Origin of the sequence: Sphingomonas faeni (genome assembly GCF_024273235.1) — a bacterium.
Taxonomy (GTDB): Bacteria; Pseudomonadota; Alphaproteobacteria; order Sphingomonadales; family Sphingomonadaceae; genus Sphingomonas; species Sphingomonas faeni_A.
Map to the genome: position 1 here is coordinate 14,821 of NZ_JANBVH010000019.1, position 18,317 is coordinate 33,137.

Consider the following 18,317-nt stretch of genomic DNA (forward strand, 5'->3'; position numbering starts at 1 on the left):
GTTCCATTCGTTGGAGCGCCAGATAACGACCCGCACACGCGCCGCGTTACATTGCGGTCCTGTGATCATGGGCACTCCCTTCCTGATAGTGGTCGCGTATACGGCGACATGGGCGCTCACTTCATTGCGATGCTCGGCTACGATTCCGGCATCGTGGTCGACTACCTGTGCTCGCTCGAGAACGAACTTATCGGGCCTAAGTTCGGAAGCAGCGATCAAGGCGTGATCGCTCGTCGGTTGCCAGGGTGGAATAGCCGCAGGGGCTGACCATGACGGGCACATGGTAGTGCGCGGCGGGGTCGTTGACGCGAAATACGAGATCTATCTTAAGAAAATGGCGCCGCCTTCGCGTCCGGGTAGCCCGACATCTCAAATCGCAGCTTGTAGGTGCCGGGCGCGAACCGCGACGGCCCGCCGAACGAGCGGGAGCGGCCGTTCTCGTCAGTCCGGCTAAGCCTGGTCTCATCCCACCGGCCTTTGTCGCTTTTCCTGAGCAGAACCATCGGCACGTCACGCTTTCCGATAACGCTAGCGAGGTCGAGCACATGTGTCGAGATTTCCGCGGCAGTCACGGAGCGCCGCAAAGGGCCTGAAGCTTGGCTTTTGGCGTCTGCCCGCTTACACCTCACCCGATCAACACCTTCTCTCTCGAAGGTGGTGGTGGGACACCCTTGAGGCACTTGCACGCTGCCAAGGTTCGTCTGCGAGAAGGGGACGCCGGCGTATTTCGGCAATTGGTACCGCTCCGTCGCCTGTGTTTCGTGGCGGGGCGGTATCCAAACTCATCGGCTGTGAAACAACATGCAACCGATCAGCCTGCCGCATCGCTGGTCGGATCCTCGCATCCGGCATGCGATCGACCGAAGCACCAGATCGCCCCGTACCCGATCATCAGCCCGATCAGGACCAACAGCGGGGTGGCGGCTTCAGCGATCGAGGCACCCATCTGGTTGAAGCGAATGAACAGGTGCATGGCGGCCGTGGCCGGTGACAACCAGGCGATCGCCGCCAGCCAGCCCGGCATTTCATCGAGCGGCCATGCGAAGCCGGCCAGGAAGACGAGCGGCACCGAGGTCGGCATCAGGAGCTTCAACGTATCGTCGCCGCTGCGGAACAGGCTTCCTGCGACCAGTCCGAGAGCGGCTACCGTGGCCGCGAACACAGGAAGGGCGAGCAGCAGGCCGGGCACATTGCCGGTGCGTGGCACGTCCTGCACCCAGAACGCGAACCCGAACACGAACAGACCGGCAAAGATGCCGATCAGTGTCATCGCTATCCAGGTGCCGAGGGCAGTTGCCCGGTCGCGCTGCCAATCACCACGCCGACGTCGTTCAGCGATCAGCCGCGCCGACGCGAAGAGCAACGTTTGCTGAAGTATGATGTTGGCGATCGCCGGGAACACGTAGTCGCGATAACCACCGGTGGTGTTGAACAGCGGCTGCATGACGATTGTCGCGCCGGACCCACTGCGATGAGCGGTGAGTGACCCAGTCACTTCAACCGCCTGCTCTCTCACGACATCGCCTAGCGCGCGGGCGATCCCTTCAGCACGCACGAAGTACGTCCCGTTGACGATCAAGGCCGCCCCCGCCCCGGGCCGCCCCTTCAGTGCCGCTCCGCCGAGACCTTTCGACAGGTAGAGAATGCCGTCGGCACGCCGTTGGCGCACTTCTTCACGCGCCGCCATGATGTCGGGCACCAGCGCGACGATCCGAACGGTGGGCGTCTCGCCCAGATGCCGGATCACGGCCCGGGATAGCGGTGTTCGGTCGCCGTCGACGACGACCATCGGCAGGGCCAGCGCCTGCTGCTGCGAATAGGGTGCAGGGTAGTAGAAGGCGTAGAATAGCACCGATATGATCGCCAGCGACACGAGCTCGCGCGCTTGCAGAACCTCGAACCACGTGGCTTCGAAGGCGTGGAGCAGACGGGTCATCATGGACGCCGCTCACGGCTCATCAGGAACAGGGCGAGCAGACCGGGGCCGAGCGGATAAACCAACAGCCAACCCGCCTCTACGACCGCGGGGCGGAGTGCCGCTCCCATCGCCTCGTCCATCTGCAGGCGCAGATAGTGGGTGAGCGGCAGAACCGCATTCCAGGCCTGCGCGACCCAGGGCGCGCCATTGATCGGAAGCGATGCGCCCGAATAGGCCAGCGCCGATCCGGCGATGATGACCGCACCCGAAAGCGCTGTCGCTGTCTCCCGCGTAATGGCCAACAGGAACAGGCCGATGGCAATCGTCGCCACGAACAGCAGGAACAGGCCTAAGAGGACCACCCACAAGCTACCCTCGAGCCGATACCCACGTGCGAGGGTCAGCCAGAGGAACCAGGCAGTTCCCCACAAAGTGCCTGCGGCGACGTGCGGGATCATCCGGCCAGTGATCCACATCGCCGGCGCGGCCGTGGCGCCTGCGAAGGTCTCGAACGACTTGTTCTTCAGCAAAAGGCCGGCCGAGCCGATCGCGGTGACGGCGATCAGCAGGTGAAGCACGCCGGGGCCGAGCAGCAGTCCCAGATACCATTCCAGACTGAGCGTCGGGTTTCCGAGCAGGCGCACGTGGATACCGGGCGCCAGACGCGGTATCTGGTCGAGCCCGGCAAGGTGCGTCGCGCTTGTGGCATTCGTGCCGAGCGCCGCGGCCGTCGCGAGCTCCAAGTCGGTCGAGGCAAGCGAGCCCGCAGCAAGGAACTGTGCCTGATAGAGGATTTCGATCGGCTGGTGTTCTGTGCCAGCTGTGCCGATGCCCGATGGAATGACCAAGACCGCTTGCGCCTGTTCGCGGCGGATCGCCGAAAGCGCGACGCCGATCTGTGGCGTTACCCCGGCCAGCTTGAGCCTTGGGGAGGCTTCGATCGTGCGCACGATTGCGCGCGCGAGTGTGCCACCATCGCGATCGACGACGACGACCTTGAGGCTATGAAGCGAACCTGGAAAGATCATCGCTGCCATCGACGCGAGCAGAACCGCTGGCAGCAGCGTGAGCAGCGCCAGATCGAGGCGGGAGCGCGCCAGTCGGCCGATCTCGACGCGCAAGCCGACGGACAGGCTCATTGCGGCCAGTCGAACAGGACGCTCATCCCCGGCCGTAAGGCTGGCACCGGCTGCACGGGTTCGAGCTTCACCTCGAACGCGCGCACGTCGTAGCCGCGCGACTGGCGATCGGCCCTGAACGTCGCGAACTCTCCTTGCGGGGCGATGTGCTGGACACGGAAGGCAACCGAGCGATCGAGCGCGGGAACGCGGCCCGTCAACCGCCGTCCGACTGCCATGCCGTTGTACTGGCTTTCCGGGAGGTTGATCGTGACATAGGGATGATCGACATCGATGACCTGAAAGGCTGGCAGAACCGGGCTGACCAGTTCACCCGGCTCGACCAGGCGGCGCGCGACCTCGCCAGCGATCGGCGAGACGAGCCGGGTTTCCTGCCCGAGTGCGTCGGCCGTTGCCGCACCGGCAGCGGCGATGCGGACCTGCGCGGCCGCGACTTCCCGGGCCGCCGGACGAACACCGGCCGCGGCCTTCACATATTGTGCTTTCGCCGCCTCGGCCGTTTTCGCGCTGCTTTGACGCGCGGCATGCGCCTCATCGCGCCGCTGGGCGGCGATGACGCCCTCGGCGTAGAGATGGTCCGCGCGCGTACTGGTCTTGGCGGCGAGATCGGCTGCTGCCTGGGCTGCCTGCCACGTTGCCTTGAGGGAGGTCAGATCCTCGGGTCGCACGCCTTCATCGGCAAGCGTCTGCGCCGCCCGCGCGCTGTCCAGCGCCGCCTGCGCCTGCTGTTGTCCATTCGTGATTTCAGGGCTGGACAGCGTTGCGAGCAGCGCGCCGGCGCGGACCCGGTCGCCTTCGTGGACGCGGATCGTTTCCAGCCGTGCGAGCGCTTTAGTCGCAACATTGACCGAAGCCGCATCGACCTCCCCCTGAAGCGGCGGGGCCGCGGGTTGCGCCGCGAGCCATAAGCCGACCGCCAGAAGCAAGGCGACGAGCGCCAGGCCCACGTACAGAAGGATGCGCTTACGCCGGCGCGGATGTTCTGGTTGCACAGCCGGTTCGCTCATCGGGATTGCTCAGGCATGACGTGAATATCGGCTTGCCTCAGATAGTCGGAGAAGCGGTCGAGCTCGCCTGCCGAGGCAAGCAGACCGGCGAGCGCGAGATCATATTCATACGCCGCCGCGATCCGCTGGGCGCGGGCGGTCGAAAGCGCTGCCTCTGCACCGAGCACCACCGTCATGGTGGCTTCGCCTTCCGCGAAAGCTACGCGCTGCACCCGCAGGTTCTCGCTCGCCGCTGCTATCGAGCTGTCGAGCAGCAGGAACGAGCGTCGTGCGCTTTCCGCCAGGTCCCAGGCGCGACGCGTGACGCTCGTCGCGGTCTTGCGCGCCTCCCGGGCGGCATCTGTCGCTGCCGCCTGATTGGCACGTGCCGCCGCCAGCGTGTGACCGCGATCGACGTTCGACAGCAGCGTGATACGTGCTCCGATCCCGACCACCCAGTCGGGTTCGGTGGGAAGCGCGTCGCTGCGGTTGAGGTTGTACTCTCCGAAGGCGAAGACCTGCGGCCTGTATCGCGCCCGCGCGAGGTCGACACCCGATGCGGCCACTTCACCGGCCGCATCGGCCTCGCGCGACGAGGGAAGGCGATCTTCATGGCCGAGAAAGGCCGAGACAGGCGCCAGCGGTTGGGAGCGCACGAACAGCGGGGTGGTGGGCTGCACCGCGTTGACATCGAGTGTGTCAGCCAGTTCCTCGCGTGCGGTCTGATGTGCCAACACCGCGCGGTCGAGCGCGCGCTCCGCCGTGTCTCGCGCAACCTGGGCTTCGAGCGTCCGCGCATGCGCGATCACACCCTCGGCCTCGAACTTGCGCGCGTCGCTATAAAGGCTTGCAAGCGCATCACGGGACTGGCGCGCTGACGCTTCCAGGGCACGCGCCGCCAATTGGCCGAAATACACCCGGATGAGGTTGATGTGCGCTGCATCACGGACCTGATCCGACCTCGCTTCGGCGAGCGACACGCCTGCCGACGCGGCGCGCTGCACCGCCGGGATCGTACCTCCCGTGTAGATCGGCAGAACCGCCTGCACGGTCGGGCGTACGACCGTATCCCGGTAGCGATAGGAGAGACTGTCAGGAATGGCGGAGAACAGTTGCGGCAAGGCCTGCGACAGCCTGCCGGTGATCGCAGCAGCGATATCCTGAAAGCCAGGCGGCAGCGTCGAGGGAAGGTTGGCAAGATATTGTTGCGTGTCACCGAGCGCGTCCTGTTTCGGGCCGGTAAGGTCGAGCGACAGGGTTTTCTGATATTCGAGAAGCTGTGCCGACGCGGTGACGATCGGACGGTGCAGGGTTCGAACCGCCGCTGCCGTCTCGTGCGCTGCCCGCGTTGCATGGTCGGCACCGCTCAGAGCCGACGATCGGCCATCGAACCGCGCGGAAGCGGCAGTGAAATCGAGCGGCACAGCTTGCTCGCCGCCTGGCTCCTGCCCGAAAGCCGGGCCACAAGGTGTGAGAACCCAGATGGCTGAGATAACCATCGACAATTTCCGTGGCAATTGGCGACGATCAGCCATCCACGACGACACCGAGCGTCACCGAGAACTTTCGATGTAATCGTTGGCTTGCTAGAGGCTGGCCGTCAGGATCGGTAGATAGAACAGGTAACAATATGGTCCCCTTCGAACGTCTTCTGGTCGCGGCAGCGGTACTCGTCCTGGCATCTTGTGAGCGAACCCCGGCTCAGGATCAACACGGTGCGACCAACGCTCAGCAAACGGCTGATGCCTCGGTCACGGGCGACCAGCACGCTGATCCCGACGTCGCCTGGGCATCGCTTGGCCCGAAGGTTGGTCAGTATCCGTCGCAGATCGGTCTTTTCACCAAGAGCGCGGTCGTCGATGATCTCCGCGCCTTGCTGGGGGAAGCGAGGTTGCAGACCTTGCAGCAGAATTTCGAGACGGCTTCGCCGCTCCAGCGCGATGGAACGGTGCTGTTCACCTCGGGCAACCGGGCGCATGAGGGAGGGTCTGAAGCTGCCTATCTCCTGCTCGACCAGGCGCACAAAGCAATTGAAGTGGGACTTTGGACCAACGGCATTCTGTCGGTCTACACGACGCCGGGATCGCACATTCGAAAACCTGCCGACATCCAGACGATGATTGCGAACAGCGCCGCGCCAATATCGACTGCCTCTTTGCCGATGGAGACGCCGCTCGCGCGCAAGGCGATCGAGAAGCTGTTCGAAGGCAATCACGTGACCTACGATGCGGCCTTCGTCGACCTGGACGAAGACGGTAAGCAGGACATCGTCGCCTATGCGTCGGGCCCTGAATATTGCGGCAGCGGTGGATGTTCGATGGGCGTCCTAAGGGCGACAGGGAAGGGTTACGATACTATTGGGCGTGCGACTGTGACCCAGTTGCCGATCAGATTATTGCCCTCGCGAAGCCACGGCCTGCACGACCTGGGCGTAGCAGTGTCCGGTGGTGGCGCTTCGGAGCACGCTGTTCGATTGCGCTTCGACGGCCGACGCTACCCCTTGAACCCCTCAAGCTTGCCCAATACCGCAACAACGAGCAGCGACGTAGGCCGCGTCCTGATCCCGTCCGCTCGGTAGGAACGGTACGGGCAACCATCCCAAGCATGCTATGACGCTCTGATCGTTTGGCCGTCGCAGTCAACTGGCCAGCTCAGGATCTGACTGACGTTAGGGGAGCAACCAGCGTCCAAACGGCCCCTGTCGCAGGGAAGTCCAACATCGCGCTTCCCTGCAGGCTACGACCCGTGGCCGTGCAGATCAGTTGTGTCCCGAACCCCTGTCGCTCGGGCCTCGTGACCGGCGGTCCGCCACGCTCGATCCATTGGAGCAGCAGCTCAGCATCGTCACCTGCCCCGCGCACCTGGCAGCATAGTTCGACTGTGCCTGTTTCGTTGGAAAGCGCTCCGTACTTGATCGCATTGGTCGCCAGTTCGTGGAAGGCGAGCGTCAAGGTCATCGCTGCCCTCGGACCGATCTCAACCGTTCCGCCGAGGAAACTAAGTCGCTCGGTGTAGAAGGAGAGGTGAGCCAAGGCTTGATCCGCCAGGGCCGGAAGCGGCGCTGCCTTCCAGTCCGATGACAGGAGCTGCTCCACGGCACCGCCCAACGACGCCAGTCGCTCGTCGATCACGTCGCGTGCATCTTCGATCGAAGATGCCGCCCCCAGGCTCTGACTGACGATAGCACGCACGATGGTGAGGATGTTCTTGAACCGATGCTCCAGTTCCCGCACCACCAACTCATCTCGATCCGCCACGCGCCCCCCTGCGTCCTGTTTCATTCAATGGCGATTTGGTAGCAAGCCAAATGTCGTTCCAAGATTGCGCGCGCTTCCGGAGTTTCGAGCAACACCTCCGCTTGTTCAACTGTTTGTGGCCGGGGAGCTCCTGTCAATTCATTGATAGCCTGCTGCAGATAGGCCGCTGCTCCTGTCTCATTAACTGAGTCAAGCTGCTGGAGCGCTCCTTTCATGAGGCTAATCGCGGAGTCTATCGCCTGCGCTCGGTTCATAAGAGTGCTCCTTCGTGAAGGCGGCAACGCCGCGGTAAGCAGTTGACAACTATCCAAGTTCAACGGGATGCATATTGGTACGTAGCACTACCAGAGCTTAAAGTGATCCGTAGACATTGGCCGCCCCACTGAGGCCACCTGATCTCACTTATGCGCAAGCACAGCTGAGGGTTCCCCGGTTTCTCGTCCAGGCTGCGGGTGAGTTTCCGGCGTTCATTCGGCCGGCGCGGCATCATACTCGACCGGCGTCATTCAGCCAAGCAATGTGTGATGACGGCTCTCATTATAGTCCTTTCGCCACGCCTAGATCATGGCGCGAGCGTCGGCCAGCCACAGGAACCAGCGGACGTTCAAGCACTCATCGCGCAGGCGATCGTTGAACGTCTCCACGAAGGCATTGTCGGTCGGCTTGCCCGGCCGGCTAACGTCGAGCGTCACGCCGTTCTCGTACGCCCAGCGGTCCAGTGCCTTCGAAGTGCCTTCAAGATGAACTCCGGTCCGTAGCACATCGGGAAGGGCTTGTTCGGGAGTAGCTATAGCCCTGATCGAGACAGTCCACGTCGGCAGCTTAGACTTTTTCAACAGCCACGTCCGTTTTTGACACCTGTTCTCAGAGGTGACTTAGGACGGAGACAGCGCTTCAAGAATACCGCACTCGGCAACCGTCCCGTGCCCGCATTTCTCAATGATTTGGGCCAACTCGTGATCAAGCGCTGATAGGTCGGCGATCTTGCGCTCAATTGCCTTACGGTGCTCACGGGCGATCGTCTCGACTGCGGTACATGACCAATCGCGATGGTCGGCTAACCCAAGTAGCTCCCGGACCCGATCAAGGCTGAACCCAAGGCCGCGCGAGCGGCGAATGAATGACAACCGGCGAAGGGTCCCCTTGTCATAGGTTCGGAAGTTGCCTTCGGTTCGCGCGGGCGGAGGCAGCAATCCGATCTCTTCGTAATAGCGAATCGTCTGCACCTTCGTGCCGGTCGCGTTCGCGAGGTCACCGATTTTTAGAGCCATGGCCCTTGACCCTACAGTTACTGGAGGGTGCATATGCGACGAGGACGAGGATCTTGTCGAGAAGCTAGACGACGTGCGTGTCGCTTCGGCGGAGCGGGAAAAAGGAAACGATGTGCCTACTGAAGACGCTCTGACGCGGACAGCCGACAAGACGGGCGTGATCGGTGCGATCATCGCCTCTTTCGGTTGTGCAGCGTGCTTTCCGGCTCTTGGCAGCCTCGGTGCCGGGATCGGCTTAAGCTTTCTAAGTCAGTATGAAGGCCCCTTCATCCGGTACATATTGCCGCTCTCCGCTCTCGTCGTTTTGGCGGCAAACCTTAGCAGCGGATTTCGACACAAAACTTGGCTCCGCCTAGCCCTTGGGGTTATTGGCCCTGTGCTCGTCCTGATCGCCGCCCTGCTAATGTCGCTTCGTGGCATCCGGGCGGAATGGGTGCTTTATGCGGGGCTGGTGTTGATGATCGGGGTCTCGATTGTCGATCTGGTTTCCCCTCCGGGGCGGCGATTCAGCAATCCGGTCCCGTCGAGGAACAGATAATGACGGATACCGCCGCAAGGCGACCCTCGGCACCGGATGCGCCGCCCGTTTGGGGTGTCGCATCAATCGCGGGTGCGTTGGGCTTGAGCGCGGTTACGGCTGCCGCTGCCTGCTGCGTCCTGCCGCTTGCGCTCGCCTCGATCGGCGTGGGTGCCGGGCTCGCCGGTAGCCTCGCCGAGCTGGCGAGCATCCGGACGCCGCTTCTTGTACTGAGCGGGGTCGCACTCGTGGTCGCCTGGATCATGTGGTGGCGCAAACGCGAAACGGCTTGCACGGCGGGAGACGCTTGCGCGGCCGATGCCGCGCCGCGCCGCGCCATCGGCCTTCTGATCGCTGCGACGGCGCTGGTCGGGTTGGCTGCTATTTGGGATTCGATTGAGCCTTTGCTGATGAAGTGGATATTGTAGTGCTGCTTACCTCCACGTTGACCTGTCCGAAGTGCGGCCACCAATCGACAGACACCATGCCGACCGATGCCTGTCAGTTCTTCTACGACTGCAAGGGTTGCGCTGCGGTGCTCCGCCCCAATGCCGGGGACTGCTGCGTCTATTGCTCGTTCGGGGACGTGCCATGCCCCCCGATTCAGGAGGCGCGCGCGTCCGGATCAACGGCGAGCTGTTGCACCTGATCGCGTCTGGCGATCAACACCTGAGCGCCATTTACACCCGCAGCAGGGAAGAAGCTCATGCCCGAAACCTATGATCTGGTCGTTATCGGCGCGGGAACCGCGGCGCGGGTCGCGGCCATGCGCGTCCGCAAGGCAGGCAAGAGCGTCGCCGTGATCGACTGCCGACCTTATGGCGGCACCTGCGCGCTGCGCGGATGCGACCCCAAGAAGATGCTGCGCCACGGTGCGGCCGTCATCGACAACGCGCGCCGGATGCGCCGCAACGGGGTGGTGGGCGAGGACCGCATCGACTGGCGCGAGCTGATGGCGTTCAAGCGCACCTTCACCGATCCGGTGCCGGGCAAGCAGGAACAGAGCTACCATGACGCGGGGGTGGAAACCTTTTATGGCTCGGTCCGCTTCACCGGCGCGAACACCCTTGTCGTGGAGGGAAAGACCCTCACCGGGCGACACGTCCTCATCGCCAGCGGTGCCGAGCCGGTCCCGCTCGGATTGTCCGGCGAAGAGCATGTCATCGACAATGAGGCATTCCTGGCAATGGAGCGCCTGCCCCGGCGCATCGTGGTCGTCGGGGGGGGCTACATCGCGGCCGAGTTTTCGACGATTGCGGCGAACGCCGGGGCGGAGGTGACGATCCTCCAGCGCGGGCCGCGCATGTTGACCGGCTTCGACCCCGATCTGGTTGGCTGGCTGACGCCGCGCCTGCGCGACGCAGGGATCGACGTGCAGCTCGATACGGTGGTCGAGGCGATCGACAAGACAGGCGACGGCTTCTTAGTCCGCGCCTCCACGGGCGGGGAAAGCAAGAGCTTCGCGGCCGACCTGGTCGTTCATGCCGCCGGGCGCAGGCCGGCGCTCGAAGCACTCGACCTGGATGCGGCGGGGATCGCGCACGAGCACGGCCGCCTCACGCTTAACGAGCATCTGCAAAGCGTGTCCAACCCGGCAGTGTATGCAGCCGGCGACGCGGCCCAGATGGGGCCGCCACTGACGCCGGTGTCGAGCCACGATGGCAAGGTGGTCGCCGGCAACATACTGGAGGGAAATCACCTCCAGCCAGACTATCGGGGCGTCCCAAGCGTCGCCTTCACACTTCCTCCCATTGCGTCGGTTGGCCTCGGCGAAGCCGAAGCGCGCAAGCGAGGAATACGCTTTCGCGTGAACAGCAGTTTCGTGCCTGGCTGGTATACCGCGAAGCAAGCGGCCGAACCGGTCTATGGGTTCAAGGTGCTGGTCGATGAAGGCGACGACAGCATAGTCGGCGCTCACCTGGTCGGACCCCACGCAGAAGAGGTCATCAACCTGTTTGCGCTCGCAATCCGGCACCATCTCACGGCAGGCGACTTGCGATCAACCATGTTCGCCTATCCAACTGGGGCGTCGGATATCGGCTCGATGCTTGGATGAAGGTGGCCTCGAAGAACAACATGACGCGGTAACGGTCCACCAATAAGGCGTGGCCCGACACTTAATATCCATTATGCTGGATATATGGAAAGTGATTCGGCTATCGCTGCATTGGGTGCCTTGGCTCAAGGTACACGCCTGGACGTGTTCCGTCTGCTGGTGCGGCACGAACCCGATGGCTTGGCCGCGGGTGAGATTGCTCGTCAGCTCAACGTGCCACAGAACACCATGTCGGCGCATCTCGGTATTCTCGCACGTGCCGGTCTGGTCCGGTCCGACCGGCACAGCCGCTCGATCGTCTACCGCGCCGACCTGGACGGCTTGCGCGCGCTGATGCTGTTCCTCGTCAAGGATTGCTGCGCCGGATCGCCCGAGCTGTGTGCGCCGCTCCTCGCGGAACTCGATCCTTGCTGCTGAAAGGACACCCTGTGGCTACCGATATCGTCATCTACCACAACCCCGCGTGCGGCACGTCGCGCAATGTCCTTGGCCTGATTCGCAATGCGGGGATTGAGCCGCACGTGGTCGAATATCTAAAGACCCCGCCCTCGCGCGCGCTGCTAGTCGAGTTGATAGACCGTGCGGGCATCACCCCGCGCGATCTGCTGCGCGAGAAGGGAACGCCTTATGCGGAGCTGGGGCTGGGTGACACGTCGCTCTCCGACGACGCGCTGATCGACGCCATGATGGCGCACCCGATCCTCATCAACCGTCCGCTCGTCGTCTCACCGCTGGGCGTGAAACTATGCCGCCCGTCGGAAGCGGTCCTCGATCTGCTGCAGACAGGCCAGCAAGGCGCGTTCGTCAAGGAGGATGGCGAGCAAGTCGTGAACGCTTCGGGTCAGCGCGTCGCCTGATGCTTCTTGCCGTCCTGATCTTTGTCGCCACGATCGCGCTCGTCATCTGGCAACCGAAAGGGCTGGGCATTGGATGGAGCGCGATGGGCGGTGCCGTCGTCGCCTTGCTCGCTGGCGTCGTCACTCTCTCGGACGTGCCGGTGGTGTGGGGCATCGTCTGGAACGCGACCGCTGCTTTCGTCGCGATCATCGTCATCAGTCTGCTGCTCGACGAGGCCGGGTTCTTTGAATGGGCAGCACTCCATGTCGCACGCTGGGGCAGAGGGCATGGCCTGAGGCTGTTCGTTCTCATCGTGCTGCTGGGCGCGGCAGTATCCGCGTTGTTCGCCAATGACGGCGCGGCGCTGATCCTGACGCCGATTGTCATCGCCATGCTGCGCGCGCTGGGCTTCAAGGACAAGGCGACGCTGGCGTTCGTCATGGCGGCCGGCTTTATCGCCGACACGGCAAGTTTGCCGCTGGTCGTCTCCAACCTCGTCAACATCGTGTCGGCCGACTTCTTCAAAGTCGGCTTCGGTGAATATGCCTCCGTGATGGTGCCGGTCGATCTCGTGTCGATCGCCGTCACGTTGGGCGCACTGATGCTGTTCTTCCGCCGTGACATTCCACAAGCCTATGATGTCGGAGCGCTGCGCGCGCCCCATGAGGCTATTCGTGATGCCGCGACCTTCCGCGCCGGTTGGGTTGTCCTGGCGCTTCTGCTCGCCGGCTTCTTCCTACTCGAGCCCCTCGGCGTACCGGTAAGCGCAGTTGCCGCTGCCGGCGCGATCCTGCTCCTGGTGATCGCCGGGCGCGGCCATGTAATCGAGACACGGAAGGTACTGCGAGGCGCGCCGTGGCAGGTCGTGATCTTCTCGCTCGGCATGTACCTGGTCGTCTACGGCCTGCGGAACGCCGGCCTGACCGATCACCTCGCCGCGCTGCTCGATCGCACGGCACAAGGCGGTGTGTGGGGTGCGGCCTTCGGAACGGGCATCATCGCGGCCATTCTCTCGTCGGTGATGAACAACATGCCGACCGTGCTGGTCGGGGCGCTGTCGATCGACGCGGCGCACGCGACCGGCGCGGTCAAGGAAGCAATGATCTACGCAAACGTAATCGGTTGCGACCTCGGCCCGAAGCTGACGCCGATCGGGTCTCTCGCGACGTTGCTGTGGCTTCACGTTCTCGGTCAGAAGGGCGTGCGGATCGGATGGGGCTATTATTTCCGCGTCGGCGTCACGCTGACCGTGCCGGTACTGCTCATCACGCTCGGCGCCTTGGCATTGAGGATCACTCTTGGATGACAGCCCTGATCTACATCGCAGCGGCGCTTGCTGAAATTGGGGGATGCTTTGCCTTCTGGGCTTGGCTGCGCATGGGAAAGTCACCCCTGTGGCTCGCGCCAGGCATAGCGTCCCTCGTCGTCTTTGCCTGGCTGCTGACCCGCGTGGACAGCGATGCGGCAGGGCGCGCCTACGCCGCTTATGGCGGCATCTACATCTGCGCCTCACTGCTTTGGTTGTGGAGCGTCGAGGGCGTTCGGCCCGACCGCTGGGACGTGGGTGGCGCGGCCCTATGTCTCATCGGAACTTGCGTGATCCTGCTCGCGCCGCGTGGTGCGTAACGCCGGCCCTATCTGACTTTGGAATGTTCAATGCCTCTTCGCGACCTGTCCGAACCCGACCATCTACCCGCACTCGATCCGGCCTATGCCCACCAGCGGCCTGCGCTCGGTCTCGGTCCGGCTGATCCCGCACCGCGCATCCTGCTGCTCTACGGAAGTTTGCGCGAGCGCTCCTTCTCGCGGCTATGCATCGAGGAAGCTGCGCGCCTTCTTCACTTTTTCGGGTGCGAGACGAGGATTTTCGATCCGTCGACGCTACCGTTGCCCGATCAAGTGGCGGGCGACGACCACCCGGCCGTTCATGAGTTGCGGCAGCTCTCTCTATGGTCGGAAGGACAGGTCTGGTGCAGCCCCGAGCGACACGGTCAAATCACGGGCATCATGAAAACGCAGATCGACCATCTGCCGCTGAACATGGGCGGCATGCGCCCTACGCAGGGGCGCACGCTGGCGGTGATGCAGGTGTCAGCGGGATCGCAGTCGTTCAACAGCGTCAACACACTGCGCGTGCTCGGCCGCTGGATGCGGATGTTCACCATCCCCAATCAATCATCGGTCGCCAAGGCGTTCAACGAGTTTGACGACGCCGGGCGGATGAAGGCCTCGAGTTACTATGATCGCATCGTTGACGTGATGGAGGAGTTGGTCCGCTTCACCGTCTTGCTCCGTCCACATGCTGACCAGCTTATCGATCGCTATTCCGAGCGCAAGGAAGCCGGGGTGCCGATGGATCCGACAACCGATCTATCAAGCATCGCGACGGCCCGCGTCTGAAGCTAAGCCCGTCCGCCGGGGAAGACTGCCGCCCACGCCCGCAATAGCGTAGCGAGTGCAACATTACCGCACGATAGGCTTGGCTTCAGCCGGTACAATAATCGCTGTTTGCGTCGAGGGATCGGCCATAACGTCAAGGCCTTCGGGCACGTTGCGACGCAGCTCGTCGATCCAGACCTGTCCATGCGCGTCCGAAGGCATGCGCCAGTCGCCGCGTGGGGATAGCGATCCGCCGGTCGTGACCTTGGGTCCATTCGGCAGAGCAGAGCGCTTGAACTGGTTAGCGAAGAAGCGGTGTAAGAACACCTCAAGCCAGGCGCGGATGACGCCCACCTCGTAGGCGCGCTTTTGCTCCTCGGGAAACCCCGGCGGCCAGCTTCCCGCACTAACGTCCTGCCAAGCGTGGAATGCCAAAAAAGCGATCTTCGAGGGCCGCAGCCCGAACCGGGTGAAATAGTAGATCCAGAAATCGTGGAGCTCATACGGTCCGATCTTGCCTTCGGTGCTCTGCGATTCTCCTTCGCTCGCCTGCGGGATGAGCTCGGGCGATATCGTAGTCCCGAGAACGTCCAGAAGGACGTCTGTGACATTGGTATCGAACAGCCGGTTCGAAGCCGTCCACCGGATCAGGTGCTGAATGAGAGTCTTCGGAAGCGAGCCATTCACGTTGTAGTGGCTCATGTGGTCGCCGACACCGTAGGTACACCAGCCAAGTGCAAGCTCCGACATGTTGCCGGTGCCGAGCACCAAGGCGTTACGCTGGTTGGCAGCTCTGAACAGAAGATCCGTCCTGAGTCCCGCCTGCACGTTTTCGAAAGTCGTGTCGTAGACCGGTTCGCCGGTTGCGAACGGGTGCTGCAAATCCGCTAGCATCTGGTTGGCAAGCGGCTTGATGTCGATCTCCTCGGCGGTCACACCGAGCCCACTCATCAAGGCGTGGGCATTGGACTTCGTCCTGGCGCTGGTGGCGAAGCCAGGCATTGTAAATCCGAGAATGTCGGTACGTGGACGCCCAAGCAAATCGAACGCCTTTGCCGCGACGATCAAGGCATGGGTCGAATCCAACCCTCCGGACACGCCGATGCAGATCTTGGCTAAACCGGTTGCTTCCAGCCTCCTCGCAAGCCCGCTGACCTGGATGTTGAACGCCTCGTAGCAGTCCTGGTCGAGACGGGCCGGATCATCAGGTACGAAGGGGAAACGATCGATGTTCCGTCTCAGCCCGAGATCGCCCATCGGGGGATCGAGATGGAAGGACACACGTCGGAATCGCCGGTCCGGCATCCCGTTTGCGATAGCGGCCTCGTTGAAGGTGCCGGTCCGCATGCGCTCTAGTTGCAACCGCTCCACGTCGATGTCCGCAATGACCATCTGGGACGCGACGCTGAACCGCTCCGTTTCCGCGAGCTGAGCTCCCAGCTCGTATATGCAGGCCTGGCCATCCCAAGCGAGATCAGTGGTCGACTCTCCGTATCCGGCCGCGGAGTAGATGTAAGCTGCCCAGCAGCGGCCGGACTGCAGCTCGCAGAGGCGCCGTCGTGTGTCCGCCTTGCCCACCACGATGTTGCTTGCCGAAAGGTTCGTCAGGATCAGCGCGCCGGCGAGCGCGGCAAAGTCGCTTGGGGGTGCAGGAGCCCAAACGTCCTCGCAAATTTCAGTGTGGAAGATCAGGCCGTCGACGTCGTCAGCCTGGAACAGCAAATCCATTCCGAAAGGAACTGGCTCGCCTCCAACATAGATCTCGCCACGCACGTCACGGCCGGAGGCGAACCACCGCTTCTCATAAAACTCACGGTAATTGGGAAGGTGGCCTTTTGGTACCACACCAAGAATCCGACCCCGGTGGATGGCGACAGCACAATTGTAGAGCCGACCTTCGCGCCGTAACGGCGCTCCCACGAGGAGAACCGGCCTCAACGTCCGGCTTGCCTCGACCAGATCTATAATCCTCGCTTCAACTTCGTCGAGCAACGCGCGCTGAAGCAGGAGATCGTCAATTGAGTAGCCCGAAAGTCCCAGTTCCGGGAAAACCATCAGCGCTACTGCCTGAGCGTCGCCCTCGCGGGCTAGTTCCATGGTTTGTGCGAGGTTGAACGTGGGATCGGCGGCCCGGCAGCGCGGCCGGCAGGCAGCGACTCGCACAAAGCCTTGGCGGTAGATGGAAAGAAAGGCCTCGGCGCCCTTGCTCTGGATCATATGTGCATGCCTTGGCCGAGCAGGACGAGAGCGGCCTCCTTCAGCGACTCCGGCAAGGTGGGATGGGCGTGCGTCGTCAGCGCGATGTCCTCAGTCGTCCCACCATATTCCATGGCCAGTACGGCCTCGTGGATCATCGTTCCGGCGTCCGGCCCGATAATGTGAGCGCCGAGCAGGCGATCGGTCTTCGCGTCTGCCAGCAGCTTCGTGAGCCCGCGGGTGTCGCCGTTGCATCGCGCGCGGCTGTTCGCCAGGAACGGGAATGTGCCGGACTTGTAGTCGACGCCGGCTGCCTTCAGTTCCTCTTCCGTTTTGCCAACGCTCGCGACCTCGGGAGAGGTGTAGATGACGGCGGGTACGGTGTTGTAGTCGACCCCTGGATAGCGGCCGGCGATCCCCTCCACGCAGCGCACCCCATCCAGCGTCGTTTTGTGCGCAAGCATCGGTCCCGCGATAACGTCGCCGATAGCGTAAATTCCGGGGACAACAGTCTTGAAACCAAGCTCCACAGGTATGCGGCCCTTGGGGTCGAGCAAGACACCGACTTGGTCCAGCCCTAGGCCGTCTGTGTAGGGTCTACGGCCCACTGCGACCAGCACGACGTCGGCCGCGAGGGTCTCGGTTGCACCGCCGTTTGACGGCTCGATGGCGATAAGCAGGTCGTCGGGGCGCTTCTCGACGCTCGTCACTTTGGTCTGGAACCGGAAGTCTAGCCCTTGCTGCTTCAGCGTTTTAAGCAGGTGTCGCGAGATCTCGCGATCCATGCTGGGCACGATGCTCTCGAGGAACTCAATCACAGTCACCCTGGCGCCCAACCGACGCCAGACGCAGCCCAGTTCAAGGCCGATATAGCCGCCGCCGATGACGACCAGATGATCCGGCACCTTCTTCAACGAGAGCGCGCCCGTATTCGAGACGACGCGCTCCTCATCAATGTCGATACCTGGCAGCCGCGCGACATCCGAGCCGGTTGCTACGATGATCCCCTTGGTTGCCGTCAGAGATCGAGCGCCACCCTCGGCCAGATCGACGGCGAGGCGATCGTGTGCCGTGAAACGGGCGCTTCCCTTCACCCATTCCACCTTGTTCTTTTTCAAGAGGTGTTCGACGCCCTTGGTAAGCCCAGCGACGACCTCATTTTTGCGGCTGATCATTTGCGCCAAGTCGAGGGCAACGCCGCTGACGCCGATACCATGCTTCTCAAGCCCCTCGCTGAGGTCGGCAAACAGCTCCGTCGAATGGAGAAGAGCCTTGGAGGGAATGCAGCCGACATTGAGACAGGTGCCGCCAAGCGTGGCGCCACGTTCGACACACGCGACGCTCATCCCGAGCTGTGAAGCGCGGATGGCGGCGGGATAGCCTGCCGTGCCCCCGCCGATTACGATGATGTCGAAGCTGTCGTTCATTCGTTCGTCCTCGATAAACCGGTCACCTGAGCTGAACGCCGCTGGCAAGGAACCGCTTCGCCAGCAGCGCGAACATCCGAGTTCAGCCCATCTCTAGATATCCACGTGAAGTCCGCTGAACCCGCACCATCAAGGCGGGGAGAAAGGGATAGAAGGGTCTCACCTCTTGGACGAAGCGCTCTCCGTCTCCAGTATCGCCGGCCGGTGTGCGCTGGGCGCTGATCAGATCACTTGGCACGGGCACCTCTCGTCAGAATTTGCAGCCGCAGGCAATCGCCTGTGCCGCATCATCAATCTTCCCTACATTCTACAGTAGCTGTAGAATCAAGCTCAT

General features: G+C 62.8%; 21 protein-coding genes and 1 pseudogene. 10 read left to right on the top strand and 12 right to left on the bottom strand.

Annotated elements, in window-relative coordinates; all coding sequences use genetic code 11:
• Positions 1 to 196: 196 nt before the first annotated feature.
• The 6 genes from NLI89_RS11820 to NLI89_RS11845 form a co-directional block, all read right to left on the bottom strand.
• Entirely contained in the window at positions 197 to 373 is a 177-nt protein-coding gene (locus tag NLI89_RS11820; protein ID WP_254687248.1) for a hydroxyisourate hydrolase, read from the bottom strand.
• Complete coding sequence (locus NLI89_RS11825) at positions 327 to 572, bottom strand: hydroxyisourate hydrolase (RefSeq protein ID WP_254687249.1); 246 nt, start codon at positions 570 to 572, stop codon at positions 327 to 329. The genes NLI89_RS11820 and NLI89_RS11825 overlap by 47 nt, the downstream gene beginning before the upstream one ends.
• 239 nt (positions 573 to 811) lie before the next feature.
• The gene (locus tag NLI89_RS11830; protein ID WP_254687250.1) at positions 812 to 1,936 is read right to left on the bottom strand and encodes an ABC transporter permease; all 1,125 of its coding nucleotides are present in this window, start codon (positions 1,934 to 1,936) and stop codon (positions 812 to 814) included.
• The gene (locus NLI89_RS11835; protein WP_254687251.1) at positions 1,936 to 3,057 is read right to left on the bottom strand and encodes an ABC transporter permease; all 1,122 of its coding nucleotides are present in this window, start codon (positions 3,055 to 3,057) and stop codon (positions 1,936 to 1,938) included. The genes NLI89_RS11830 and NLI89_RS11835 overlap by 1 nt, the downstream gene beginning before the upstream one ends.
• Positions 3,054 to 4,064 (bottom strand): HlyD family secretion protein, encoded by a 1,011-nt coding sequence (locus NLI89_RS11840; RefSeq protein ID WP_254687252.1) that lies wholly within the window; start codon positions 4,062 to 4,064, stop codon positions 3,054 to 3,056. The genes NLI89_RS11835 and NLI89_RS11840 overlap by 4 nt, the downstream gene beginning before the upstream one ends.
• Complete coding sequence (locus NLI89_RS11845; RefSeq protein WP_254687253.1) at positions 4,061 to 5,542, bottom strand: TolC family protein; 1,482 nt, start codon at positions 5,540 to 5,542, stop codon at positions 4,061 to 4,063. Before NLI89_RS11845 ends, NLI89_RS11840 begins: the two co-directional genes overlap by 4 nt.
• 131 nt (positions 5,543 to 5,673) lie before the next feature.
• On the opposite strand from NLI89_RS11845, the gene NLI89_RS11850 reads away from it, so the two are divergent.
• A complete protein-coding gene (locus NLI89_RS11850) occupies positions 5,674 to 6,621 on the top strand; it encodes a hypothetical protein (RefSeq protein ID WP_254687254.1) in 948 nt (315 codons plus the stop codon).
• Between the two features lie 73 nt (positions 6,622 to 6,694).
• Here the strand turns inward: NLI89_RS11850 and NLI89_RS11855 are convergent, their stop codons facing one another.
• The 4 genes and pseudogenes from NLI89_RS11855 to NLI89_RS11870 form a co-directional block, all read right to left on the bottom strand.
• On the bottom strand, positions 6,695 to 7,324 hold the full coding sequence (locus NLI89_RS11855; protein ID WP_254687255.1) for a sensor histidine kinase: 630 nt from the start codon (positions 7,322 to 7,324) through the stop codon (positions 6,695 to 6,697).
• The gene (locus tag NLI89_RS11860) at positions 7,321 to 7,554 is read right to left on the bottom strand and encodes a hypothetical protein (RefSeq protein ID WP_254687256.1); all 234 of its coding nucleotides are present in this window, start codon (positions 7,552 to 7,554) and stop codon (positions 7,321 to 7,323) included. Before NLI89_RS11860 ends, NLI89_RS11855 begins: the two co-directional genes overlap by 4 nt.
• 306 nt (positions 7,555 to 7,860) lie before the next feature.
• A pseudogene (locus NLI89_RS11865) lies at positions 7,861 to 8,037 on the bottom strand (integrase core domain-containing protein); the annotation flags it as partial.
• Between the two features lie 138 nt (positions 8,038 to 8,175).
• Complete coding sequence (locus NLI89_RS11870; protein ID WP_151989816.1) at positions 8,176 to 8,571, bottom strand: MerR family transcriptional regulator; 396 nt, start codon at positions 8,569 to 8,571, stop codon at positions 8,176 to 8,178.
• On the opposite strand from NLI89_RS11870, the gene merC reads away from it, so the two are divergent.
• The 9 genes from merC to arsH all read left to right on the top strand — a co-directional run bounded on the left by merC (position 8,570) and on the right by arsH (position 14,381).
• A complete protein-coding gene (gene merC / locus NLI89_RS11875) occupies positions 8,570 to 9,109 on the top strand; it encodes an organomercurial transporter MerC (protein ID WP_151989815.1) in 540 nt (179 codons plus the stop codon). The genes NLI89_RS11870 and merC overlap by 2 nt on opposite strands.
• On the top strand, positions 9,109 to 9,516 hold the full coding sequence (locus tag NLI89_RS11880; RefSeq protein ID WP_151989814.1) for a mercury transporter MerT: 408 nt from the start codon (positions 9,109 to 9,111) through the stop codon (positions 9,514 to 9,516). Before merC ends, NLI89_RS11880 begins: the two co-directional genes overlap by 1 nt.
• Positions 9,517 to 9,572: 56 nt before the next feature.
• Complete coding sequence (locus NLI89_RS21745; protein WP_302675749.1) at positions 9,573 to 9,737, top strand: GDCCVxC domain-containing (seleno)protein; 165 nt, start codon at positions 9,573 to 9,575, stop codon at positions 9,735 to 9,737.
• Between the two features lie 57 nt (positions 9,738 to 9,794).
• Positions 9,795 to 11,144, top strand: a complete 1,350-nt coding sequence (locus NLI89_RS11885; protein ID WP_151989812.1) for a dihydrolipoyl dehydrogenase family protein — start codon at positions 9,795 to 9,797, stop codon at positions 11,142 to 11,144.
• 84 nt (positions 11,145 to 11,228) lie between these two features.
• The gene (locus tag NLI89_RS11890; protein WP_151989811.1) at positions 11,229 to 11,561 is read left to right on the top strand and encodes an ArsR/SmtB family transcription factor; all 333 of its coding nucleotides are present in this window, start codon (positions 11,229 to 11,231) and stop codon (positions 11,559 to 11,561) included.
• Positions 11,562 to 11,572: 11 nt separating this feature from the next.
• Complete coding sequence (gene arsC, locus NLI89_RS11895) at positions 11,573 to 12,001, top strand: arsenate reductase (glutaredoxin) (RefSeq protein ID WP_151989810.1); 429 nt, start codon at positions 11,573 to 11,575, stop codon at positions 11,999 to 12,001.
• Positions 12,001 to 13,287, top strand: a complete 1,287-nt coding sequence (locus tag NLI89_RS11900) for an arsenic transporter (RefSeq protein ID WP_151989809.1) — start codon at positions 12,001 to 12,003, stop codon at positions 13,285 to 13,287. The genes arsC and NLI89_RS11900 overlap by 1 nt, the downstream gene beginning before the upstream one ends.
• Positions 13,284 to 13,607, top strand: a complete 324-nt coding sequence (locus NLI89_RS11905) for a YnfA family protein (RefSeq protein WP_151989808.1) — start codon at positions 13,284 to 13,286, stop codon at positions 13,605 to 13,607. The genes NLI89_RS11900 and NLI89_RS11905 overlap by 4 nt, the downstream gene beginning before the upstream one ends.
• Positions 13,608 to 13,637: 30 nt before the next feature.
• Positions 13,638 to 14,381 carry an arsenical resistance protein ArsH gene (gene arsH, locus NLI89_RS11910; RefSeq protein WP_159513013.1) on the top strand — a complete coding sequence of 248 codons (744 nt, stop codon included), beginning with the start codon at positions 13,638 to 13,640 and terminating at the stop codon, positions 14,379 to 14,381.
• Between the two features lie 63 nt (positions 14,382 to 14,444).
• On the opposite strand, the gene NLI89_RS11915 is transcribed toward arsH, so the two are convergent.
• Both NLI89_RS11915 and lpdA read right to left on the bottom strand, forming a co-directional pair.
• The gene (locus tag NLI89_RS11915; RefSeq protein WP_159513014.1) at positions 14,445 to 16,577 is read right to left on the bottom strand and encodes an NAD(+) synthase; all 2,133 of its coding nucleotides are present in this window, start codon (positions 16,575 to 16,577) and stop codon (positions 14,445 to 14,447) included.
• Entirely contained in the window at positions 16,574 to 17,983 is a 1,410-nt protein-coding gene (gene lpdA, locus NLI89_RS11920; RefSeq protein ID WP_159513015.1) for a dihydrolipoyl dehydrogenase, read from the bottom strand. Before lpdA ends, NLI89_RS11915 begins: the two co-directional genes overlap by 4 nt.
• Between the last annotated feature and the right edge of the window lie 334 nt (positions 17,984 to 18,317).